The following is a 21,897-nucleotide window of genomic DNA, read 5'->3' on the forward strand; positions in this document are numbered from 1 at the left end:
TGCAAGAAGGAAATTTCCATGAGCACGGTTGAAATCAGGCAGTTCATCTGCCGCACCGATAATTTCGGCGTGCTGCTGCATGATGCCGACAGCGGATCCACCATCGCCATCGATGCGCCGGAAGAGGGGCCGATCCTGAAGGTCCTGGATGAGGAAGGCTGGAACCTCACGCACATCCTGACGACGCATCATCACGGCGATCATGTCGCGGCCAATGAAGCCCTGAAGGCACGGTTCGGCGCGATCGTCGTCGGCCCGGCGGCAGAGGCGGACCGCATTCCGGGAATCGACCGGCAGGTCGCGGGCGGCGAAACCTTCGCCATCGGCGCCATTGCGGTGGAAGTGCTGGACACACCGGGGCACACGCTGGGGAGCATCTCCTACCACATGCCCGGAATATCGGCCGTTTTCGCCGGAGACGCGTTGTTTTCCCTGGGCTGCGGCCGGCTGCTCGAGGGCACGGCCCCGATGCTCTGGGAATCGCTCAGGCGGCTGCGCGCCCTGCCGGACGAAACGATGCTGTATTGCGGCCACGAATATACGGGCGCCAACGCGCGTTTTGCGCTGTCGGTCGATCCGAAGAACCTTCTTCTGCACGAGCGCGCGACCGAGGTCGAGCATCTGCGGGTGGCCGGGGAACCGACACTGCCCGTCATGCTGGGGCGCGAAAAGAAGACCAATCCGTTCCTGCGTGCCGACGATGCGACCCTTGCCGAGGAGATCGGCCTGTCAGGCCAGCCGCCGGAGAGCGTCTTTGCGGCGCTGCGCAGCCGCAAGGATACGTTCTGACGCCCGGGGTCAGGATCGGGCGAAGGTCGATGCGTTCAGCGTCAGGGGGCCGATCTTGGTCGGGATGCGGACATAGACGGGGGCGTGGATGCCGCTGTCGCCTATGGGCGCGAACCAGATCTTGATCGTCTGGCCCATCAGGTACCGGAGGCCGGACGAGTTTCGGCGAAATCCGCCGATGGGTTCGATCCGCGCGTTGCATACGACGGCCTTGCCCGAGAAGCCGTCGGCTTCGAACTCGGCCGTACCGCCCGCCGACAACTTCAGGTCGAGGCGCGACCAGCCGTCGAAGATGGGCAGGGTGCGGTTGCAGATGCGGTCGGCCCGCGCCTTGATCATCATGCTGGCGAGCGGGTCCACGACATTGGCAAGCTGCGCCGGCGTCACCGGGACGTAGTCGGACGGATGCGTCTTGCGCTGCGGGGGCGAGACGTCCGTTCCGACAACGCGCCCGCCGCGCATCCGCACCGTGCTTGACCAGCTCTTGCCGTCGCTGGTGTAGCTCAGCGCGTATCGGTTGGACTGCACCCTGTCGGCGCGCACCTGCCCATAGGACGAGCTCGTTCCCTGCGTGCTGGAGACGAGGGCGCCGAGGCCGGCGGACCGGAGGTTGCCGGAGACCGAATAGCGGTTGCCGGCAAACTCGGTGGTGAAGTCGGCCCGGCCGACCGTGACGCCGAGAATCGAAATGCTGTAGCGTGTCTGAAGCGTCTCGGCGCGGGCCGGCCCGCCCGGCAGCGCAAGGACGCAAAGGAAGAGTGTAGCGGCGATTCGCTTGAACGGCATCGGAACGGAAAACCTGACGGAGTGCGGTACGAAAGCCTGTATACCAGACCGCTCGCGCGTACAGGATCAATCTTCGCGGAAAGGCGGATTTCGCGTTGTGGGCGCTATTGTCCTCCGCTTCTTGACCTTGCCTGCCAAGCCGATTATAGGAACCGCCAATCCCGATCATGCCCGTTGGCTGATGATCGCGCCGTGCTTGTTGCGGTGGCGCGACCGGCCGGGGCTCTTGGACTTTTGAAAGGTGATCCTATGTCGCGCGCTTGCGAACTGACTGGCAAGGCCGTCCAGTCCGGCAACAATGTCAGCCACGCGAACAACAAGACGCGTCGCCGCTTCCTGCCGAACCTGTGCAGCGTCACGCTGATCTCCGACTCGCTCGGTCAGCGTTACCGGCTCCGCATCAGCGCCAACGCGCTGCGTTCGGTCGAGCATCGCGGCGGCCTGGACGCTTTCCTTCTGAAGGCTTCCGAAGACGATCTGTCGCAGCGCGCCCGGCTGCTGAAGCGCCAGGTCGCCAAGAAGGTCGCTTCGGCCGAAGCCTCCGCCTGAACCGGCGTTTCGTCGGCTCGGCCGGCATACGAACTAAGGGGCCTCGCCGGCGGCGGGGCCTTTTCGCGTGCGAACATCCAAGCGCAAGATCTCTGGAACGCTGGTGCCATACCCCAGCCTAAAAAAATGGAACACGCGCATGTCGCTTCCCCGCCATTACGTGCTGCCGGTCCTGGCCATGACGCTGATCGTCCTGGCCTCCAATATCGCGGTCCAGTTTCCGGTGCAGGGCACGGTCGGGGCGTTGTCGCTGGGCGACATCCTGACCTGGGGTGCCTTCGTCTATCCCTTCGCCTTCATCGTCACCGACATCAACAATCGTCTCTACGGCCCGCTCATGGCGCGCAGGGTTGTCTATGGCGGGTTCGCGACGGCCATCGCCGCGTCGATCGTGCTTCCGCCACTGCTGTTCCAGCTTGGGCTCATCCCGTTCGGGCTGGAAGCCGGGCGCCTTGTGCGCATCGCATTGGCCAGCGGCCTGGCTTTCCTGGCGGCGCAGCTTGTCGATATCCTGGTGTTCAATCGCCTGCGCCGCAAAAGCTGGTGGAAGGCGCCGATGGCATCCGGCGTCGCCGGCACCATCATCGATACGCTGCTGTTCTTCTCCATCGCCTTCGCGCCGATCTTCGTGGCCCTCGGCCCGAATGACGGCTTCGCGCTGGAAGGGGCACCGCTTCTGGGCGTCTTCACCGGCACGGAAGCGCCGCGCTGGCTGTCCTGGGCCCTGGGCGATTTCGCGGTCAAGCTGGCGGTGGCCGTGTTCGGCCTGGTGCCCTACCGGGTCATCATCAACATGGTGCTGCCCTACCGGGAGGCGCCGGGCGTGCGCGCCTGATCCTCGGACGCAAGTCGAAATTCAAGGTAGAGATTGCGCTGGAAGAACGAGCCGTTGTCGTCGGAGGCGATAGCGAAGACGATTTCGCCCCCCGCATCGCGGAAGATGTCCAGGGCTTCCATGTTGTCGATTTCGAAGCGGCCATCGGCTTCCATCAGCACGTCGCCATCCACCAGGGCGCCGGGCTCGATGGCGCCGCCGGCGATTCGGCGAAGCCGCATGCCGATGCGTCCGAAGCCCTCATAGCGGCGTTCCAGCAGCACGAGATCGCCAAAGGGCAGGAAAGCCCCGTCGGTGACGTGCCATGGCGGGTTTCTGACAATCTTGAAGACACCACCGGCGGGGCCGAGCACCGCCGCGAAGAGATTGCCCTCCGCGTCCACGGATTGCTCGCTGACGACGACGGTGCGTCCGTCGGGGGCGGTGGCGATAGCCTCCAGGCCCTGGTTGCGACGAAGCTCGCGCCGGGGGATGTGGAAATCTAGTTCGGCCGTCACCGCGCCGGGCAAGGCACCACCGACCTCATAGGCGAGGACGCGGTGATCCCGCTCGAAGGATACGAGTACCCGGCCCTGCCCGATCGCCAACCCTTCCGCGTCGGCATCGCCCTTGCGTGGCTGTGGCCGGCCGCTGCTATCGACGATGGGGGCGAGCCGCCCGTCGCCGATGCCGATGGGCACACCGGCAGCATCCCGAAGGACAGTTCCGGCAAACCACAGGCCCGTGTCGGTCACGGCCAGGAAGCGGCCGCCGGCGGCATCCGTGAACCGCCATCCCGAAATGCCCTGCAGGCGCCGCTCGGATGGGCGGAAGCTGAAGCCGCCGCGATATTCTAGGGCGCCGAAGCGCGTTTGCGTGCTGCCGGGCAGGAAGGTCTCGATGGCAATGGGCGTCAGCGCAACCGGTGTCTGCGCCTGCGTGGACGTGGCGGCGGCAAGCACGAGCCAGCAGCAGGCAAGGCCGCGATGGATCCGCCTTGCGAGCTTCAACGACGTGCCGCGGCCCGGCTTCGGATTCCTCCGCCTTCACCCTCCAGGTCGAACAGGGCAGCCAACTGCTCGGTCATGGCGCCGGCCAGCTCTTCGGCGTCGACGATGGTGACGGCCCGGCGATAATAGCGTGTCACGTCGTGGCCGATGCCGATGGCCAGCAACTCCACCGGCGAACGCTGCTCGATCTCGTCGATGACGGAGCGCAGGTGCCGCTCGAGGTAGTTGCCGGGGTTTGCGGAGGAGGTGGAGTCGTCCACCGGTGCCCCGTCGGAAATGACCATCAGGATCCGCCGCTGCTCGGAGCGCGCCAGAAGGCGATTATGAGCCCAGATCAACGCCTCGCCGTCGATATTCTCCTTCAACAGCCCTTCGCGCATCATCAGACCGAGATTGCGCTTCGCACGTCGCCATGGCGCGTCGGCCGACTTGTAGACGATGTGGCGGATGTCATTCAGCCGGCCGGGGCGGGGCGGCTTGCCTTCCTTGCGCCATTGCTCCTGGGATTGGCCGCCCTTCCACGCGCGGGTCGTGAAGCCGAGGACTTCCACCTTCACACCGCATCGCTCCAGCGTGCGGGCCAGGATATCCGCGCAAGTGGCTGCAACGGTGATCGGGCGTCCGCGCATCGAGCCGGAATTGTCGATGAGCAGCGTCACGATCGTGTCGCGGAATTCGGTGTCCCGCTCCATCTTGTAGGACAGCGGCTGCATCGGATCGGTGACCAGGCGGATCAGCCGCGCCGTGTCGAGATAGCCCTCTTCGAGATCGAAGTCCCATGACCGGTTCTGCTGCGCCATCAAGCGGCGTTGCAGACGGTTTGCGAGCCGCCCGACCACGCCCTGCAGGGCAGCAAGCTGCTTGTCGAGGAAAGAGCGAAGGCGCTCGAGTTCCTCTTCGTCGCACAGATCCTCGGCACCGACGATTTCGTCGAACTGGGTGGAGAAGATCTTGTAGTCGCTGTCACCCGCCTGCAGCGTCAGAGGCTGGTTGGGACGGCGCGTATCGCCCGGCGTTTCGGTGTCGGCCGAATCGTCCTCCGAAGGGTCGTCGGCGGACGCGTCGGAAGCCTCGGCCTCTGCCGCCTCGTCGGTCTCTCCCTCGACATCGGTTTCCTGCGGTTGGGAATCTTCCTGCCCGGCTTCCTTTTCCGCACCCGATTCCTCGGAGTCGCGCGCCTGGTTGTCGCCCGCCTCCTCGTCGTCGCTGCTTTCCTCCGGCTCTTCGTTGGCCAGTTCCTCGGCCATCTCCATCGCCACGAGAACGTCCCGCATGGCACGGGAAAAGGCACGCTGATCCTCGATCAGCTCGTTCAACCGGCCGAATCGCTCTCCGGTTCGTTCGGTGATCCAGTCGCGCCAGACGTCGACGACCGCTCTGGCGCTCTCGGGCGCCGGCCGGCCCGTCAACTGCTCGCGGATCATCAACGCCACTGCATCTTCCAGCGGCGCCTCTGCCTTGTCGGTGACGGCCGACAGGTTGGAGCGCTGGTATTTGTCTTCCAGCATGGCCGATAGATTGTCGCCCACGCCCTGCATGGCGTTTGCGCCGATCGCCTCGCATCGCGCCTGCTCGGCTGCGTCGAAGACGGCGCGGGCGTTGCGCCCATCGGGCGACAGATTGGCATGGACCTTGGTGTCGTGCCGGGCGCGGCGCAGGGCCATGGCATCGGCCAGCCCGCGCGTTACCGCGATGTCGGATGCATCGGGCCGTTTCGGCAGGTCGGGCAGGCGCGCCTTGGCGCCCGAAAGTCCGGGCCGCTCGTTGCCGAAGGAGACGTCCAGCTCCGCCTCGCCGGCGATGGCGCGCATGCAGCCGGTGATGGCCCGCCGGAACGGCTCCCGGTCGAATGCGGGCATCTTGCCCGGCCTGGAATTGTCGCCCGCACGCGCCATCGGCCGCTCAGTCGAGAACGAGGTTGGAAGCGGATTCCGGCAGTTCCTCGCCGAAGGCGCGTTGATAGAACTCGGCGACCAGCGGCCGCTCCAGCTCGTCGCATTTGTTGAGGAACGTCAGACGGAAGGCGAAGCCGACATCGCCGAAGATTTCGGCATTCTCGGCCCAGGTGATGACGGTGCGCGGGCTCATCACGGTCGACAGGTCGCCGTTGACGAAGGCCGAGCGCGTTAGATCGGCCACACGCACCATGCGCGAGACGATCTGCCGCCCTTCCTTGCTGTCGAAATGGCGCGCCTTGGCCATCACGATGCCGACTTCGTTGTCATGCGGCAGGTAGTTCAGCACGGTGACGATGGACCAGCGGTCCATCTGCGCCTGGTTGATCTGCTGCGTGCCGTGATAGAGGCCCGTCGTATCGCCGAGGCCGACCGTGTTGGCGGTGGCGAACAATCGGAAGGCCGGATGCGGGCGGATGACGCGGCTCTGGTCCAGAAGCGTCAGACGGCCGCTCGATTCCAGCACGCGCTGGATGACGAACATCACGTCCGGGCGGCCGGCGTCGTACTCGTCGAAGACGAGCGCGACATTGTTCTGGTAGGCCCAGGGCAGGATGCCGTCGCGGAATTCCGTTACCTGCTGGCCCTCGCGCAGGGTGATCGCATCCTTGCCGACGAGATCGATGCGGCTGACATGACTGTCGAGGTTGACGCGTACGCAAGGCCAGTTCAGCCGGGCCGCCACCTGCTCGATATGGGTGGATTTGCCCGTGCCATGGAAGCCCGACACCATCACGCGACGGTTTTTGGCGAAACCGGCGAGGATGGCCAGCGTGGTCTGCCTGTCGAAGAGGTAGTCCGGGTCGATCTCTGGCACATGCGGATCGGCCACGGAATAGGCCGGGACTTTCAAATCGCTGTCGAAACCGAAGGTTTCGCGGACGGAGACGATGGCGTCGGGCAACCCGGCCACTTCCAGTTCCGCTGCACTCATCACACCTCCATGGATCGGCATCGCCGAACGCGCCGATCGATCGTTTTCTTGCGCCCGAAGCTGTAGAACCTTTCAGCCGCCATTTGAAGCCGGTTCAGCAGAAACCGGCCTGCTTCAGCAACTTGTAGGCCTGGATGACCTCGCGCAACCTGTCCTCGCTGCCACGGTCTCCCCCATTGGCGTCGGGGTGGTACTGCTTGACCAGCGCCTTGTAGCGCAGGCGGATCGTTTCGCCATTGGCGTCCTGCCGCACGCCCAACGTAACCATCGCCTTGATCTCCAGGGGCCTCGCCCGCCGCCGTGGCCCGTCGCGCCGCGGCAATTCGCCATCGCGGAACATGTTGTAGGCATGGGTATGGCGGCTCCACCGCTTGCCGGGCGCGGGCTCGCCCTGCGCCTGCGCGCCGCCGCTGGAGTTGGCTCCCATCTTCCAGGTGGGCCGATGCCCGGTCATGGAATCCTTCAGGAAGGCCTGGATGTCGTTGTCGGCAAGGCCCGAGAAATAATTGTAGCTCTTGTTGTACTGGCGCACATGCTCGAAGCAGAAGAAATAATACTGCCCCTCCTGGTCGCGGCCGCGCGGCGCCCGGTGGGTACCGGGTTCGCAGCAGCCTTCCCAGGCGCATTCCGGGGTCAGCGGCTCCGGCTTGGTGCCTGCCTTGACGCGGATACGGTCGAAATATTTGGAATCGAGCTTCATCACGGATCAATTATGGGTTCCAGCGCGTGCGCTAACAAGAATTGACAGATGCGAAAAGCCGCGCGAAACGGAAACTTTCCGCCGCAGCGAATCCGGGGCACGCCATGAGCATCCAGTCCGCCATCGAAGAAAAGCTTGCCGCCGCCTTCCGGCCGGACAGCCTCGAGGTCGTGAATGAAAGCCACCTTCATGCGGGCCATCATCACGATACGAGCCATCACGCGCCGTTCGACGGTACGGGAGAAACCCATTTCCGTGTCCGCATCGTGGCCGACGCCTTCGGCCCGATGAGCCGCCTCGAGCGGCACCGTGCCGTGAACGCGGCCCTGGCGGGCGAGCTTGCGGGCGGCGTCCACGCTTTGGCCATCGAGGCGCGCGCACCGTCGGAGGCCGCAGGCCGGTGACGACGCCGCACAGGCGGCGGCACCGCAGGCTGCGGCGCGGGCGGCTGGGCGCCGGCCTGTTCCTGACGGTCTGCCTGTCGGCGCTCGCCGGCATGACGGATGCGATCGGCCTGATGATGATCGGAAGCTACGTCTCGTTCATGAGCGGCAACACGACCGAGTTCGCCGCCGCGCTGGTGCGCGGCCAGTACCAGCACGCAGCCATGCTGGCAGCCATCCTTTTCGTCTTCGTGGCCGGCAACGCCCTGGGCGAGATCTTCATCCGCCTGACCCGGCGCAACCATGTGCCGCTCCTGTTCGTGACGGCGGTGCTGATCGCCCTGCCGATGGCGCTGCCCGGCGCGATATGGCCGATGCTGGCGGCGGTGCTTGCCATGGGTATGCTGAATTCCGGCATCGAGCAGGTGGAAGGGCAGGCCTTCGGCATCACCTTCATTACCGGGGCGCTGTCGCGCTTCGGACGCGGCATCGGCCGCCGACTGATGGGAGAGACGGGCGGCGGATGGCCGCTGCAGATCGTGCCCTTCATTGGCATGCTCGCCGGCGCGACGGCCGGCGCGCTGGCCTACCGCACCATGCCGGAGACCAGCCTTGCGGCCCCCGCCGCGTTCAGCCTGGTCCTCGGTATCGTAACGCTGGTGATTCCGGATCGCTGGCGGCGCAGCTACGTGTCGCCGCCGCGCGTCAGGCGGCCGCAGCCGTCTCCGCGCTGAGGAAGGCGCGGACGTCGTCGGGCAGCACGTCCCGTGCGATGAAGGACTGGCCGATGCCGCGCGTCAGGATGAAGGTGAGCCGCCCCCGGGATACCTTCTTGTCCTGTGCGATCCTGTCCATCAGCATATCGACGTCCAGGGCGGGCCCCGGTATGGCGTCGATGCGGGTGGGAAGCCCCACGGCCTGCAGATGGCGCTCGACCCGCGTGACATCCTGCCCGTCGATCAGGCCCAGGCGATGCGAGAAACGGTGCGCCAGCGCCATGCCGATGGCCACCCCCTCGCCATGCACGAGGCGCTCGGGGTCGTAGCGGACGGCCGATTCCAGCGCGTGGCCGAATGTATGGCCGAGGTTGAGCAATGCGCGGTTGCCGTCCTCGCGCTCGTCGTCGGCAACCACGGCGGCCTTCGCCTCGCAGCACCGTGCCACGGCCTCGATGCGCGCCGGCCCCCCTGCGAAGATCGCCGCATGATTGGCTTCCAGCCATTCGAAGAAGGCCGGCCTGTCGATGAGTCCGTACTTGACCACCTCCGCATAGCCGGCGGCGAATTCCCGCATCGGCAGTGTCGAGAGGATGTCCGTGTCGGCCAGCACCAGCGCCGGCTGATGAAAGACGCCGATGAGGTTTTTGCCGCGCGGGGAATTGATGCCCGTCTTGCCGCCGACAGACGAATCCACCTGTGCCAGCAGGCTGGTCGGAAGCTGGACGAACTGCATGCCGCGGCGCACGATGCCGGCGGCAAAGCCGGACAGATCGCCGATGACGCCGCCACCGAGCGCGATGACGGCATCGCCGCGCTCCAGCCGCGCGGCGAGAAGCGCGTCGACGAGCTGCATCAAATGGTCGAAGCTCTTGGTGGTTTCGCCTGCCGGGAGAACGATGGATACGTGGCCGATGCCGGCCTCGTCGAGGGCTGCGGTCAGGCGGTCGAGATGAAGCGGCGCGACATGCGCGTCGGTCACGATGGCGGCGCGGATGCCGGGCAGCCGCGACGCGATCTCTTGTCCGGCGCGGGCCACCAGACCGCCGCCGACGAGAATGTCGTAGGAGCGTGCGCCGAGCTCGACATGCACCTTGCGCGTATCCGCGCCTGCATCGGAAACGATCATCGCCCTTGCCTGTCCTTCTCGATCTTCTGGCGTAGCGCCGAAACGATTTCCGCCGCGATCGTCTCGCGCCGCGCGTTGCGGCTTTGCACGGTCAGGTCCGCCTGTGCGTAGACGGGGTAGCGGCGGTCCATCAGCTCGCGCATGACGGCGCGCGGATCGGCCGCCTGCAGCAAGGGCCGGGTGGGGCGCTTCGAGACGCGCTCCATCAGAAGGTCGAGGTCGGCCTTCAGCCAGACGGTATAGGCGCGCTCGCGCAGCAGCTCCCGGGTCGCCTCGTTCATGTAGGCGCCGCCGCCCGTGCCGATCACGCGCGGCTCTTCTTCGGCGATGCGCGCGACGACGCGGGCTTCCAGCGCCCGGAACTCGGGCTCGCCATAGGCGGCAAAGAGCTCCGATACCGTCATGCGCGACACGCGCTCGATCTCCGCGTCGGAATCCACGAAGGGGAGGCCCAGGAGCTGCGCCAGCTTGCGCCCGATGGTCGTCTTGCCCGCGCCCATCAGCCCGACAAGCGCGATGGAGCGGCCATGCAACTCCAGCGGCGCGGCCTTCAGCCGTGTCTTGTCGGCGGTGGACGTCATGCGGGGGGTGTGCCCTTCATTGCGATCCGCCTCGAAAACAGGAAAGCGCCCTCCGCGTCAAGCTTGGCGCGGGGGCAATGGAAGTGTTAACCCTTGCCGAGGGACAATCGCTGCTCTGAACGGTCCGAAGCCCGAAAGCGACATGCCTACACTCGTTCGACTCCTGTCCGCCCTGATCGTCATCGCCGCCCTGGTCATCGCCTCCATGGCGCTTCTGGTCCTGTATGTCGAGCCGAACCAGCGCGAAGTCACGCAGACGGTGCCGCTGCGCAGCCTGGGGCAGGGCGGGCAAACCCCGGCGGAAGAGGTCGACGGGTCCGCGTCCAGCCAGCCATGAGCCGCGCCATCGACGATTTCCTCGAGGCGCTGGCGGTCGAACGCGGCGCTTCGCCCAACACCCTGGCGGCCTATCGCCGCGACCTGACCGACATTTCCGACCGGCTGGCCGTCCGGCTGGAGGCCGCCGGCGCCGACGACCTGTCTGCCCTGATGGACGAACTCGCCAGGGCCGGGCTTGCGCCGGCAACGCGCCGGCGCCGCATGGCGGCAATGCGGCAGTTCTTTCGCTTTCTCTATACCGAGGGCCGGCGGGCGGACGATCCGACCGGCGCCCTCGACGCGCCCCGCAAGGCCAGGGCGCTGCCGAAATCGCTGTCGGAAGACCAGGCCGGCCGCCTCCTGGACCGTGCCGAGGCCGAGGCCATGGACACGGAACTTTCACCGGCAAGGCGCCTGCGGGCCTTGCGGCTGCATGCCTTTGCCGAGACGCTCTATGCATCGGGCATGCGCATATCGGAGTTGATCGGTTTGCCGCGCTCCGTCCTGCGCGCCGGAGGCGCGGCCATCCTGGTGCGCGGCAAGGGCGGCAAGGACAGGCTGGTGCCGCTGGGCGAGCGCGCGGCCGAGGCGCTGGCCGCCTTTTCGGCGTCGGCCGAAAGGACAAAGGGCGGTTCGCAATGGTTGTTTCCCGCTCTGTCCGCCAGCGGCCATGTGACCCGGCAGGCCGTGGCGCGGGAGTTGAAGGGCCTTGCGGCACGCGCCGGGCTGCCGCCGTCCATCGTGTCGCCGCATGTGCTGCGCCATGCCTTTGCCAGCCACCTCCTGCAGAACGGCGCGGACCTGCGCGTGGTGCAGGAGCTTCTCGGCCATGCCGATATCTCGACCACCGAAATCTATACCCATGTCCTCGAAAACCGGCTGGTGGATCTGGTGACCGCGCATCATCCCCTGTCGGACGCCTTCGAGGAGGGTTGAAACGCCAAGCCGGACGCAACGGGTGCCTTCCTTGACAAGGCAGGGGCTTGTCGTCAGTTTGCGCGCAAAATCACCGGCCTCCCGGCTTTTTCCGCGTCTTGCGGAAGTCCGGCTGGCAAAAGGACGGCCCCGCCGCTGACGGATGCACAACTACCTCGACTTCGAAAAACCGGTCGCCGATCTCGACAGCCAGATCCTGGAGTTGAAGCGGATCAGCAATGACGAAGGCAGCCTCGATGTCGGCGACGACATCGCGCGGCTCGAAAAGCGTTCGCAGGACGCGCTCCTGGATCTGTACCGCAAGCTTTCGCCCTGGCAGAAGACGCAGGTTGCGCGCCACCCCGACAGGCCGCATTGCCTGGACTACGTCAACGCGCTGATTACCGATTTCACGCCGCTTGCGGGCGACCGTTACTTTGCCGAAGATCTCGCGATCATCTCGGGCTTCGGCCGCTTCGACGGCAAGCCCGTCGCGGTCATCGGGCAGGAAAAGGGCTCCGATACCCAGACGCGACTGAAGCACAATTTCGGCATGGCGCGTCCGGAAGGCTACCGCAAGGCCGTGCGGCTGATGAACCTGGCCGAGCGTTTCGGCGTGCCCGTGCTGACGCTGGTGGATACGGCCGGCGCCTATCCCGGCATCGGCGCCGAAGAGCGTGGGCAGGCGGAGGCGATCGCCCGCTCCACCGAAACCTGCCTCAACCTCAGGGTGCCTCTGGTGTCGCTGGTCATCGGCGAGGGCGGCTCCGGCGGCGCCATCGCCATTGCTGCGGCCAACCGCGTCCTGATGCTGGAGCATGCGATCTACAGCGTCATTTCGCCGGAGGCGGGGGCATCCATCCTGTGGCGCGACGCGACGCGCGCCAAGGACGTCGCCCAGGCGATGAAGATCACCGCCCAGGACCTCAAGGGCTTCGGCATCATCGACGAGATCGTCGAAGAGCCGGTCGGCGGGGCGCATCGCGACAAGGATGCCACGATCCAGCGCGCGGGGGAGGCCATACGCAACGCCTTCGCTTCGCTTGACGGCCTCGACGGAGATGAATTGCGCCGCGAGCGCCGCCGCAAGTTCCTGGCGATGGGGCGTGACCTCAAGGTCTGATCCTTTTGGTAGAATGCTTTTCGTTTCGTTAACCCGCCTGCAAGGTTGACGGAGTCATAATTCGGCGAGAAAGTTGGATCGATACGGCCAGGGACGTGGCGAAACGTCGGGCCGCAGAGGGGAACGGGGAATGTTCGCCAGACGCCTTGCTACTGCCGCCCTGATGGGAGCCGGAATGATGGTGCTCGCGGCCTGCCAGCCGGGAAGCATCGACGACCTCATGGGTTCGGAAGCGCCCTTGCCGGCTGCACTCGTCAAGGAAATGCGCACCAAGGGCATGGGGCAGCAGTCCCCCATGCTGGTGCGCCTGTTCAAGGAAGAGTCGGAACTCGAGGTCTGGAAGCAGACCGACAGCGGCGCCTACGCCCTCCTCAAGACCTATCCGATCTGTGCATGGTCCGGAAAACTCGGACCCAAGAAGGCCGAGGGCGACCGGCAGGCTCCCGAAGGCTTCTACAACATCACGCGCGGTTCGCTGAACCCGCGCTCGCAGCATCATCTGTCCATCAATATCGGCTATCCCAACCGCTACGATGCGTCCAACGGCTTCACCGGCGAGCACCTGATGGTGCACGGCTCGTGCAACTCGTCGGGCTGCTACGCGATGGATAACAAGCAGATCGAGGAAATCTACGCGCTCGCCCGGGAATCCTTTGCCGGCGGGCAGCGCAATTTCCAGTTCCAGGCCTACCCGTTCCGGATGACGCCGAAGAACATGGCGCGGCACAAGAATTCCGCTCACTATGCCTTCTGGTCCATGCTGAAGGAGGGGTATGACGGCTTCGAGGTGACGAAACGTCCTGTAAAGGTCGATGTCTGCGAACGGCGATACCTCTTCAATGCCGCGCTTCCCGAAGGGACGCAGCTGGATCCGGCCGGAGCCTGCCCGACGGTGCAGGAAAACCCCGCAATCGCCGCGCGCCGCATCTCCGACGATGCCGAAATCGCGTCGCTCGTCGCCAAGATGAACCCCAGTGATTTCGCTATCCAGTCCACTTTCACATATCGCACGGGCGACCCCATCACGGCGGAAGCCTATGCGCGGGAGCAGAACCGCCGCGAGGGGTATGACAGGCTCGGCAACCGCATGACCCCTGCCAAGACATCGATGTTCGGCTCGCTGCTGAACCGCTAGACAGGTCATGCAGCGATGCATGGCTGCCATGCGGCAACAGCGCTGGTGTGTGGTCACTTAAATCGATACAAAAATACCCAGCGGGCTTCCTCCTCCCAAATAGCCCGCCATTTTCAAAGCCCGCCCGGTCCTCCCCCGGTGCGGGCTTTTTTCTTTCCCTGTTCACATTTCAGGCATCATGCCTGTTCCTGCGCCATCGTCGGGAACGACTGACACCTCCATGCGGTTGTGCAGACGAGAGCGGTCGCCATTGAAGGCCGCCTGCGTCGGGAGGAAATTGTCCATGTCGTATCTATCCGCCGATCTTATCGCGCCGACTGCGGACAACGTCCGGCAACCGGTGGACATATCCAACGACGATTGGGCGGCGACCATGTATGCCGCCTCCCGCAGGGGCGCTGATCTGCAGCAGGCGTCGCGCCCATGGCTGAGCCGGCAGCCGCCGAAGCTGCGCCAACAACGCGCGGCGCTGTCCTAGAGGGCAGGGGCCTCGGTCAGGGCGCGCGTTTCCACGCAGCGGTCGAAATTCACGAAATCATAGGTCAGCAGCACGAAGGGGCGCCCGTCTTCTCTGGCTCCGACGCTGAGCGCAATGGAGCGTGCGTCCTCCTCCGGCGCGCCATGCCAGAAGGCATAATGATAACGGCCGCCTGACGCGATCTCGGCGGACCAGCCGGTATCGCCGGTGCCTGCGGGGATGGCGAAGGAATAGAGCTTCGCCTCGCCGTACAGGCGCGACAGGCGCGTGGCGAGCGCATCGAAATACAGCCGCGCTGCTATGCCTTCGACGTCGCCCTCAAACGGCGCCGTTACGCCCGCAATCGAGCAAAGGCCGTTCGCCTCGTCATACCGCGCATAAAACTGGACAAGGCCAGGATAGGCAGCGGGCACATTTCCAACGACCAGCGTGCCATCCCCGTTGTCCCGCAGGATCGTGAAGGATGGTGGCCTGTCGCCGGCGTGCAGGCCGAAGGGCGCCGCAGCCGTGAAGGTCGGTGCGAGAATGCATGCGGCAAGGGAGGCGACAGCCAGACGGGCGGGCATGAGATCGACTTTCCATCCCGGATCCCGGGCCGTATGGCCCAGGACTTGTGGATGGAGGATGATCTTCGCGCGCCATCGCGCTCAAGAATTCAGAAGTTGTACCGACATGCGGCGGATTGCCGCATGTCCCGTGCGGCGACGATCAGGCGAAGACGCCGTGGCAGTGCTTGAACTTCTTGCCGGAACCGCACGGGCATGGCTCGTTGCGCGCGACATGCCCCCAGGTCGACGGGTCCGACGGGTTGCGGCCGGAATTGTCGACCTCGTCCTCGCCGGTCGTGGCGTCGACATGGTGCGCCTGCATCGGCGGCAGGTCCTGCGGCTCGGGCTCCGGCGGACGCTGCTGAATTTCCACGCGCGACAATTGCTGCGTCACGCGCTCGCGCAGATTGTCCAGCATCGACTGGAAGAGCTCGAACGCCTCGGACTTGTATTCGTTCAGCGGGTCGCGCTGGGCATAGCCGCGGAATCCGACCACCGAGCGCAGGTGATCGAGGTTCACGAGATGCTCGCGCCACAGGCCGTCGATGGTCTGCAGGACGATGGAACGCTGAACGTAAGCGGTAACCTCGGGCCCGAAGCGCTCCGTCTTTTCGGCGGCTGCCGCATCGGCGGCCTCATGCACGCGCTTGCGGATGTCGCTGTCGTCGATGCCTTCCTCTGCGGCCCATTCCTCGATGGGCAGGTCGAGATTGACGATCTCGCGGAGAGCCTCGGCAAGCTGCCGGCTTTCCCACTGCTCGGGATAGGCGCGCTCGGGGATATGCTTGGAGATCAACATGTCGATGGTTTCGCCGCGCATGTCGTCCACCGTCTCGGTCAGCCCGGCGGCGTCCATCAGCTCCAGCCGCTGGTCGAAGATGACGCGGCGCTGGTCGTTCATGACATCGTCGTATTTCAGAAGGTTCTTGCGGATGTCGAAGTTGCGCGCCTCGACCTTCTTCTGGGCCTTCTCCAACGCCTTGTTGATCCAGGGGTGGACGATGGCCTCGCCTTCCTTGAGGCCGAGCCGCGTCAGCATCGTATCCATGCGCTCGGACCCGAATATCCGCATCAGGTCGTCCTGCAGCGAAAGATAGAACTTCGAACGGCCCGGGTCGCCCTGGCGGCCGGAGCGGCCGCGAAGCTGGTTGTCGATGCGCCGGCTTTCGTGCCGCTCGGTGGCCAGCACGTACAGGCCGCCGGACTCCAGCGCCTGCTGCTTGAGCCTCTTGATGTCCGCAACGATCTCGGCGGCGCGGGCGTCCCGCTCCGGACCTTCCGGCATATCCTGCAATTCGGCGTCGATCCGCATCTCGGCATTGCCGCCGAGCTGGATGTCGGTTCCGCGTCCCGCCATGTTGGTGGCGATCGTGACGGCGCCGGGCACGCCCGCCTGGGCCACGATGTAGGCTTCCTGCTCGTGGTAGCGGGCGTTGAGCACCTGGAAATCCTTGAGGCCGCTCTTGCGCAGGCGGTCCGCGAGGTATTCGGATTTCTCGATGGACGTGGTGCCCACCAGGATCGGCTGGCGCCGCTCGGCCGCAGCCTTGATCTCCTCGACGATGGCCGCGTATTTTTCTTCCGCCGTCCGGTAGACCTCGTCATCTTCGTCGATGCGCTGCACGGGCAGGTTCGTCGGAATCTCGATGACGTCGAGCCCGTAGATGTCGGCAAACTCGCTCGCCTCGGTCGAGGCGGTGCCCGTCATGCCGGCCAGCCGCTTGTACATGCGGAAGTAGTTCTGGAAGGTGATGGAGGCCAGCGTCTGGTTTTCCGGCTGGATGGTCACGCCTTCCTTGGCTTCAAGCGCCTGGTGCAGCCCCTCGGAGAAGCGGCGGCCGGGCATCATGCGGCCGGTGAACTCGTCGATGATGACGATCTCGTCGTTGCGGACGATGTAGTCCTTGTCGCGCTGGAACAGCGTGTGCGCCTTCAGCGCGTTGTTCACGTGGTGGACGATGGCCACGTTCTCGATATCGTAGAGCGAATCGCCCTGAAGGTGCCCGGCGTCGCGCAGCATGCCTTCCAGCTTCTCGGTCCCTTCCTCGGTGAACGAGACCTGGCGCTGCTTTTCGTCGAGCTCGTAATCTTCCGGCTTCAGCAGCGGGATGAAGGCGTCGATGGTCTTGTACAGATCGGAGCGGTCGTCGAGCGGGCCGGAGATGATGAGGGGCGTGCGCGCCTCGTCGATCAGGATCGAATCGACCTCGTCGATGATCGCGAAGTGATGGCCGCGCTGCACCATCTGCGCGCGGTCGTACTTCATATTATCGCGCAGATAGTCGAATCCGAGCTCGTTGTTGGTGGCGTAGGTGATGTCGCAGGCATAGGCCGCGCGCCGCTCGTCGTCCGACAGCCCGTGCGTGATCACGCCGACGCTGAGCCCGAGGAACTTGTAGACCCGCCCCATCCAGCCCGAGTCGCGCGTGGCGAGATAGTCGTTCACGGTGACGACGTGCACGCCCTTGCCTTCGAGCGCGGCAAGATAGACCGGCAGCGTGCCGACCAGCGTCTTGCCCTCGCCGGTGCGCATCTCGGCGATGGCGCCGCTTGCCAGCACCATACCGCCGATCATCTGGACGTCGAAGTGGCGCATGCCGAGCGCCCGCCTGGCGGCTTCGCGTACGGTGGCGAAGGCCGGCACCAGCAGGTCGTCGATCGTCTTGCCGCCGGCGATCTCCTCGCGGAAGCGCTGCGTGCGGGCGACGAGTTCCTCGTCTGACAAGGCTTCCAGCTCTGGCTCAAGCGCGTTGATCGCGCGAACCGTCGGATCGAAGCGCCGGACGCGCCGGGTGTTGGCCGAACCGAACAACAAGCGGGCTAGGCCACCGAAACTGACCATGAAGGGTCCTTCCAAGAGAATTGGCGGTGGGGTTTTTCACCGCCCGCCGCCGCCGGCGGGTCGCCGCTTGACTTGACCGGAACCGGCTGGACTTTAAGAACGTGCGAGAGATAAGAGGGGCTCTTGGCGATGTCAACGCTGGCACGCCGTTTGCGGCGGGAGCGGTTCGCCGGCCTGTCCTGAAAAAGCCCACATGCCTCGGCAAAAGGCCGGGCCCGCCCATCGGGAAGGAACCTGAACCCATGATCCTCAGCTTGAAAGCCCGCCTGCTCGCCTCTGCGCTGGCCCTTGGCACCCTTGCCACCCAGGCCCACGCCCAGGACGCTGCGGCCCCTGCCGCTCCGGCGGCGGAAGCGCCGGCCGAGGCCGCGCCCGCCATCTCGCCCGAGACGGTGGTTGCCCGAGTCGGCGGTGCGGAGATCACCGAAGCCGACCTGGACGCCGCCGCCGAGGACCTGTCCCAGCAATTCGCCCAGCTGCCGCCGCAGCAGCGCAGGCTGGCGACCATCTCGGCCCTCATCGACGTCAAGGCCCTGGCCACGAAGGCCGAGGCCGAGGGTCTGCAGGACGAGGACGCCGTCGCACGGCAGATCGCCTTCCTGCGCGAACGCGCCCTGCACAACGCCTATTTCGACAAGCACGGTGCAGAGGCCATCACCGAGAATGAACTGCGCGCCCGCTACGATGCCGAAAAGGAGCGCTTCGTTCCGCAGGAGGAGGTCCATGCGCGCCACATCCTCGTGGAGACGAAGGAAGAGGCGGACAAGCTGATCGAGCGTCTCGGCGCCGGCGAGAAGTTCGAGGACCTCGCCCGCGAAGCCTCGCGCGATCCGTCGGCCCAGAACGGTGGCGACCTCGGCTTCTTCACCAAGGGGCGCATGGTTCCGGCCTTCGAGGAAGCGGCCTTCGCGCTGGAGCCCGGCAGCTATACGCAGCAGCCGGTGGAGACGCAGTTCGGCTGGCACGTCATCCAGGGCGTGGAAAAGCGCCAGACGCAGTTCCCGCCCTTCGAGCAGGTGCGCGAGCAGGCCCGCCAGGTGGTGCTGCGCGACAAGTATATCGAGATGCTGGAGGCCGCGCGGCAGGACCTCAACGTCGAATATGTCGACCCCGAGCTGAAGGCCCAGGTGGAAGCGCTGGAGCAGGGGCTCAACCAGGGCGAGATGCCCGAGGGCGCCGGCCAAGGCGAGGCCGCGCCGCAGCCGGCACAGTAGACCTTTCGGCTCTTGCGCCGGGGCGCGCCTTGATGCAAAGGCTCTGAACACTTCGACGGCCCGCCGATGGTGGGCCGTCTTCGTTTACCGTCGCCGCTCGGCGTCCGCTCCGGCCCAGGATGCGTCGCCGGCCGCAGAGCCGAGGCTGACCGCAGATGTCCGACGCCGTTTCCCCGCTTGCCCCGTCGACCTATCCCGACATGCCCGCCATCGCGGGCGTGCGAATCGCAACGGCTGCCGCCGGCATCAAGTATCGCGGCAGGACGGATGTCCTGATGATGGTGCTGGATGAGGGCACGAGCGTCGCAGGTGTCTTCACGACGTCGCGCTGCCCATCGGCGCCGGTGGATTTCTGCCGTGCCAACCTGCCGGGCGGCGTGGCGCGGGCCATCGTCGTCAATTCGGGCAATGCCAACGCCTTCACGGGGCGGCGCGGCCGCGAGACGACGCAGGCGACCGCCGAGGCCGCCGCTCAGGCCGTCGGCTGCTCGGTGTCGGAGGTGTTCCTGGCCTCCACCGGCGTCATCGGCGAGCCGCTCGACGCCGGACGGTTCACGCATGTGCTTGCGGGGCTGGCCGAAACGGCGGCCGAGGGTGCCTGGCGGCAGGCGGCCGAGGCCATCATGACCACGGACACCTACCCCAAGATGGCAACGTCCACGGTGGATTTCGGCGGCGTCAGCGTGCGTATCAACGGCATCGCCAAGGGCGCTGGCATGATCGCTCCCGACATGGCCACGATGCTGTCCTTCGTCGCCACGGACGCCGCCATCGCGGCACCGGTGCTGCAGGCCCTGCTGGCCGGGGCGGTGGTGCCGAGCTTCAACTCGGTGACGGTCGACAGCGACACGTCCACATCCGACACGCTCTTGATGTTCGCCACCGGGCAGGCCGGCGGCGCGCCGGTTGTGGATATCGAGGATGCGCGCCTCGATTCATTCCGCGAGGCCCTTCTGGAGCTCCTGACCGACCTTGCGCGGCAAGTGGCGCGCGACGGGGAAGGCGCGCGCAAGGAAATCCAGGTGCGCGTGGAAGGCGCAGTGGACGACGCCTCGGCCCGGCGCATCGCCCTGTCCATCGCCAACTCGCCGCTGGTCAAGACCGCCATCGCCGGTGAGGATGCCAATTGGGGCCGTGTGGTGATGGCCGTCGGCAAGGCCGGCGAGCCGGCCGACCGCGACAGGCTGGCGATCTCGTTCGGATCGGTGCGCGTGGCCGTCGACGGCGAGCGCGACCCGGCCTACAGCGAGGCGGAAGCCAGCGAGGCGATGAAGGAGGATGTCATCCGGATCCTCGTGGATATCGGGCTCGGCGATGGCGCCTGGACCGTGTATGGATGCGACCTGACCAAGGAATATGTTGCGATCAATGGCGACTACAGAAGCTGACAGGTTGCGCCAGTTCGCCATCACGCGGCGGCTGGAGGCCGCGGGGTTCCGCGCCTGGCCGGCCACCTCGACCCATTACGACGGCACCTGGGCGGTGCGGCTGACGACGAGCTTCCCGGCCAAGCGCCTGAACTCGGTGAACCCGCTCGACCCATCGGACGACCGCGACATCGAGGGGCGGATCGCCCGGGCCCGGGCGCATTTCGCCGCTGCCGGGCGGGAGTTGATCTTCCGCCAGTCACCCCTGGTGCCCCCGGCGCTGAAGGCGCATCTGGATGCAGAGGGTTGGGAAAGCTTCGGGGAGTCCGTCGTCTTTACGGCGGATCTGGCGACGCTCGATCTTTCGGATGCGCTGGACCGGATCCCCATCCGCGATGCCGAACGCTACCTCGACGCCAGCCTGCGCGTCCACGAACGGCCGGAAGAGCTGCGGACCGGCCTTGCCGAAGTGCTGGCGTCCATCCGGCCGCCGGCAGCCTATTTCGTCCGCGAGGATCGCGATGGCCGGCCCTTGGCCACCGCGCTCGCGATCACCGACAACGACCTTGCCGGCATTCTCGACGTGGCCGTGCTGCCGGATGAGCGCCGAAAGGGTATCGGCCGCGACCTCATCGTGACCGCGCTCCGTCACACGCTGCACAAGGGCGCGCGCACGGGCTGGCTGCAGGTGGAGGCCGATAATCTGGCCGGCGTCGCCCTGTACAGCCGGCTCGGCTTCAGCGAGGCCTATCGCTACGTCTATCGCCGCAAGGGTACCGCATGAGCGGCGTGCGGATGCTGCTGGTGGTCGCCTGCGCCCTCGTCGACGCGGACCGGCGGGTGCTCCTGGCCCAACGCCCCGAAGGCAAGCAGATGGCCGGCCTGTGGGAGTTCCCCGGCGGCAAGGTCGAGGCGGGCGAGCAGCCGGAAGCCTGCCTGATCCGCGAGCTGCGCGAAGAGCTGGGTATCGAGACATGGGAAAGCTGTCTGGCGCCGCTGACCTTCGCCAGCCATGCCTACGACGATTTCCATCTGCTGATGCCGCTGTATGTTTGCCGCCGTTTCGATGGCATTCCGCGCGGCCTGGAGGGGCAGGCGCTGAAATGGGTGCGCCCGCGTGACATGCGCGATTATCCCATGCCGCCTGCCGACCTGCCTTTGATCGCGCCGCTGATCGACCTTCTGTAACCCCGCCGCGTCGTTAACCATCCCCTGACGGGCGTAATGCCCATTCAGGGTTTATTAACCCGCCGCTTGGCAGATGGTAGGTCTTGATTGGCAGGATGGCTGAGGGGCTTGAAGGCGCAATGAGCAGGGTGAGCTACCAGGGCAGGCGTTGCACGCGGCGCGACACGGCGATGGCGCTCTGCCGCGCCACGATCGTGTTCGGTGCGGTTGCCGTCGTGGCCGCACTCGCCATTCAGCCGGGCAATCTGCGCTCCGAACCCCGGTTCGCGACCATCCCGTCGGGCGTCGACCGGATGGAAACGGGGTCCATCGGCCTGCAGCAGCCCGCCGGCGCAATCCGCCTCGACACCGGCCGCGGGCCGGCGCCCTGCCTGGAGCTGCCCGACGGCAGCCGCCGGGGCAGTTGCTGACGCATCGGCGCAG

General features: G+C 66.1%; 25 protein-coding genes. 15 read left to right on the plus strand and 10 right to left on the minus strand.

Annotated features, from left to right (window positions below):
• The first annotated feature begins 18 nt into the window (after nt 1-18).
• Nucleotides 19-789, plus strand: coding sequence for a hydroxyacylglutathione hydrolase (gene gloB, locus IGS74_RS04205; protein WP_192389565.1), 771 nt, complete (start codon nt 19-21; stop codon nt 787-789).
• Nucleotides 790-798: 9 nt separating this feature from the next.
• On the opposite strand, the gene IGS74_RS04210 is transcribed toward gloB, so the two are convergent.
• The gene (locus tag IGS74_RS04210; protein WP_192389566.1) at nt 799-1,575 is read right to left on the minus strand and encodes a DUF3108 domain-containing protein; all 777 of its coding nucleotides are present in this window, start codon (nt 1,573-1,575) and stop codon (nt 799-801) included.
• Nucleotides 1,576-1,824: 249 nt separating this feature from the next.
• On the opposite strand from IGS74_RS04210, the gene rpmB reads away from it, so the two are divergent.
• Both rpmB and IGS74_RS04220 read left to right on the plus strand, forming a co-directional pair.
• Nucleotides 1,825-2,124, plus strand: coding sequence for a 50S ribosomal protein L28 (rpmB, locus tag IGS74_RS04215; RefSeq protein WP_192389568.1), 300 nt, complete (start codon nt 1,825-1,827; stop codon nt 2,122-2,124).
• 139 nt (nt 2,125-2,263) lie between these two features.
• Nucleotides 2,264-2,959 carry a queuosine precursor transporter gene (locus tag IGS74_RS04220; protein ID WP_192389570.1) on the plus strand — a complete coding sequence of 232 codons (696 nt, stop codon included), beginning with the start codon at nt 2,264-2,266 and terminating at the stop codon, nt 2,957-2,959.
• On the opposite strand, the gene IGS74_RS04225 is transcribed toward IGS74_RS04220, so the two are convergent.
• The 4 genes from IGS74_RS04225 to IGS74_RS04240 all read right to left on the minus strand — a co-directional run bounded on the left by IGS74_RS04225 (nt 2,929) and on the right by IGS74_RS04240 (nt 7,537).
• Nucleotides 2,929-3,948 (minus strand): esterase-like activity of phytase family protein, encoded by a 1,020-nt coding sequence (locus IGS74_RS04225; protein ID WP_192389572.1) that lies wholly within the window; start codon nt 3,946-3,948, stop codon nt 2,929-2,931. The two genes, IGS74_RS04220 and IGS74_RS04225, sit on opposite strands and share 31 nt — an antisense overlap.
• Complete coding sequence (cobT, locus tag IGS74_RS04230) at nt 3,945-5,843, minus strand: cobaltochelatase subunit CobT (protein WP_192389580.1); 1,899 nt, start codon at nt 5,841-5,843, stop codon at nt 3,945-3,947. Before cobT ends, IGS74_RS04225 begins: the two co-directional genes overlap by 4 nt.
• A gap of 7 nt (nt 5,844-5,850) precedes the next feature.
• Nucleotides 5,851-6,837 carry a cobaltochelatase subunit CobS gene (cobS, locus tag IGS74_RS04235; RefSeq protein WP_039188055.1) on the minus strand — a complete coding sequence of 329 codons (987 nt, stop codon included), beginning with the start codon at nt 6,835-6,837 and terminating at the stop codon, nt 5,851-5,853.
• 94 nt (nt 6,838-6,931) lie between these two features.
• On the minus strand, nt 6,932-7,537 hold the full coding sequence (locus IGS74_RS04240) for a J domain-containing protein (protein WP_039188056.1): 606 nt from the start codon (nt 7,535-7,537) through the stop codon (nt 6,932-6,934).
• Between the two features lie 104 nt (nt 7,538-7,641).
• Between IGS74_RS04240 and IGS74_RS04245 the strand changes: the two genes are divergently transcribed.
• Both IGS74_RS04245 and IGS74_RS04250 read left to right on the plus strand, forming a co-directional pair.
• Nucleotides 7,642-7,941, plus strand: coding sequence for a BolA family protein (locus tag IGS74_RS04245; protein WP_192389582.1), 300 nt, complete (start codon nt 7,642-7,644; stop codon nt 7,939-7,941).
• On the plus strand, nt 7,938-8,654 hold the full coding sequence (locus IGS74_RS04250; RefSeq protein ID WP_206688213.1) for a YoaK family protein: 717 nt from the start codon (nt 7,938-7,940) through the stop codon (nt 8,652-8,654). Before IGS74_RS04245 ends, IGS74_RS04250 begins: the two co-directional genes overlap by 4 nt.
• Here the strand turns inward: IGS74_RS04250 and aroB are convergent.
• Complete coding sequence (gene aroB / locus IGS74_RS04255) at nt 8,626-9,765, minus strand: 3-dehydroquinate synthase (protein WP_192389584.1); 1,140 nt, start codon at nt 9,763-9,765, stop codon at nt 8,626-8,628. The genes IGS74_RS04250 and aroB overlap by 29 nt on opposite strands.
• Nucleotides 9,762-10,346, minus strand: coding sequence for a shikimate kinase (locus IGS74_RS04260; protein WP_192389586.1), 585 nt, complete (start codon nt 10,344-10,346; stop codon nt 9,762-9,764). The genes aroB and IGS74_RS04260 overlap by 4 nt, the downstream gene beginning before the upstream one ends.
• A 142-nt stretch (nt 10,347-10,488) precedes the next feature.
• Here IGS74_RS04260 and IGS74_RS04265 point away from each other — a divergent pair, with 142 nt between their 5' ends.
• The 4 genes from IGS74_RS04265 to IGS74_RS04280 all read left to right on the plus strand — a co-directional run bounded on the left by IGS74_RS04265 (nt 10,489) and on the right by IGS74_RS04280 (nt 13,837).
• Nucleotides 10,489-10,683 carry a hypothetical protein gene (locus IGS74_RS04265; protein WP_039188064.1) on the plus strand — a complete coding sequence of 65 codons (195 nt, stop codon included), beginning with the start codon at nt 10,489-10,491 and terminating at the stop codon, nt 10,681-10,683.
• Nucleotides 10,680-11,600, plus strand: a complete 921-nt coding sequence (locus IGS74_RS04270) for a tyrosine recombinase (RefSeq protein ID WP_192389594.1) — start codon at nt 10,680-10,682, stop codon at nt 11,598-11,600. The genes IGS74_RS04265 and IGS74_RS04270 overlap by 4 nt, the downstream gene beginning before the upstream one ends.
• 142 nt (nt 11,601-11,742) lie before the next feature.
• On the plus strand, nt 11,743-12,702 hold the full coding sequence (locus IGS74_RS04275) for an acetyl-CoA carboxylase carboxyltransferase subunit alpha (RefSeq protein WP_192389596.1): 960 nt from the start codon (nt 11,743-11,745) through the stop codon (nt 12,700-12,702).
• A 130-nt stretch (nt 12,703-12,832) separates the two neighbouring features.
• Entirely contained in the window at nt 12,833-13,837 is a 1,005-nt protein-coding gene (locus tag IGS74_RS04280) for a murein L,D-transpeptidase family protein (RefSeq protein WP_192389598.1), read from the plus strand.
• Nucleotides 13,838-13,999: 162 nt separating this feature from the next.
• On the opposite strand, the gene IGS74_RS20385 is transcribed toward IGS74_RS04280, so the two are convergent.
• Nucleotides 14,000-14,122, minus strand: coding sequence for a hypothetical protein (locus tag IGS74_RS20385; RefSeq protein WP_281413039.1), 123 nt, complete (start codon nt 14,120-14,122; stop codon nt 14,000-14,002).
• On the opposite strand from IGS74_RS20385, the gene IGS74_RS04285 reads away from it, so the two are divergent.
• Nucleotides 14,121-14,315, plus strand: a complete 195-nt coding sequence (locus tag IGS74_RS04285) for a hypothetical protein (RefSeq protein ID WP_192389600.1) — start codon at nt 14,121-14,123, stop codon at nt 14,313-14,315. The two genes, IGS74_RS20385 and IGS74_RS04285, sit on opposite strands and share 2 nt — an antisense overlap.
• On the opposite strand, the gene IGS74_RS04290 is transcribed toward IGS74_RS04285, so the two are convergent.
• Together IGS74_RS04290 and secA are read right to left on the minus strand one after the other, a co-directional pair.
• Nucleotides 14,312-14,881: a hypothetical protein gene (locus tag IGS74_RS04290; RefSeq protein ID WP_192389602.1), complete on the minus strand. Its 570-nt coding sequence runs from the start codon at nt 14,879-14,881 to the stop codon at nt 14,312-14,314. The two genes, IGS74_RS04285 and IGS74_RS04290, sit on opposite strands and share 4 nt — an antisense overlap.
• 142 nt (nt 14,882-15,023) lie before the next feature.
• Nucleotides 15,024-17,705: a preprotein translocase subunit SecA gene (secA, locus tag IGS74_RS04295; protein WP_192389612.1), complete on the minus strand. Its 2,682-nt coding sequence runs from the start codon at nt 17,703-17,705 to the stop codon at nt 15,024-15,026.
• Nucleotides 17,706-17,947: 242 nt separating this feature from the next.
• Between secA and IGS74_RS04300 the strand changes: the two genes are divergently transcribed.
• The 5 genes from IGS74_RS04300 (at nt 17,948) to IGS74_RS04320 (ending at nt 21,884) form a co-directional block, all read left to right on the plus strand.
• On the plus strand, nt 17,948-18,919 hold the full coding sequence (locus IGS74_RS04300) for a peptidylprolyl isomerase (protein WP_192389615.1): 972 nt from the start codon (nt 17,948-17,950) through the stop codon (nt 18,917-18,919).
• Between the two features lie 155 nt (nt 18,920-19,074).
• Nucleotides 19,075-20,307, plus strand: a complete 1,233-nt coding sequence (gene argJ, locus IGS74_RS04305) for a bifunctional glutamate N-acetyltransferase/amino-acid acetyltransferase ArgJ (protein ID WP_192389617.1) — start codon at nt 19,075-19,077, stop codon at nt 20,305-20,307.
• Nucleotides 20,288-21,070, plus strand: a complete 783-nt coding sequence (locus IGS74_RS04310) for a GNAT family N-acetyltransferase (protein ID WP_246722915.1) — start codon at nt 20,288-20,290, stop codon at nt 21,068-21,070. The genes argJ and IGS74_RS04310 overlap by 20 nt, the downstream gene beginning before the upstream one ends.
• Entirely contained in the window at nt 21,067-21,474 is a 408-nt protein-coding gene (locus IGS74_RS04315; protein WP_192389621.1) for a (deoxy)nucleoside triphosphate pyrophosphohydrolase, read from the plus strand. The genes IGS74_RS04310 and IGS74_RS04315 overlap by 4 nt, the downstream gene beginning before the upstream one ends.
• A 119-nt stretch (nt 21,475-21,593) precedes the next feature.
• A complete protein-coding gene (locus IGS74_RS04320) occupies nt 21,594-21,884 on the plus strand; it encodes a hypothetical protein (protein WP_192389623.1) in 291 nt (96 codons plus the stop codon).
• Nucleotides 21,885-21,897: the final 13 nt, after the last annotated feature.

Origin of the sequence: Aureimonas sp. OT7 (assembly GCF_014844055.1) — a bacterium.
Taxonomy (GTDB): domain Bacteria; phylum Pseudomonadota; class Alphaproteobacteria; order Rhizobiales; family Rhizobiaceae; genus Aureimonas; species Aureimonas altamirensis_A.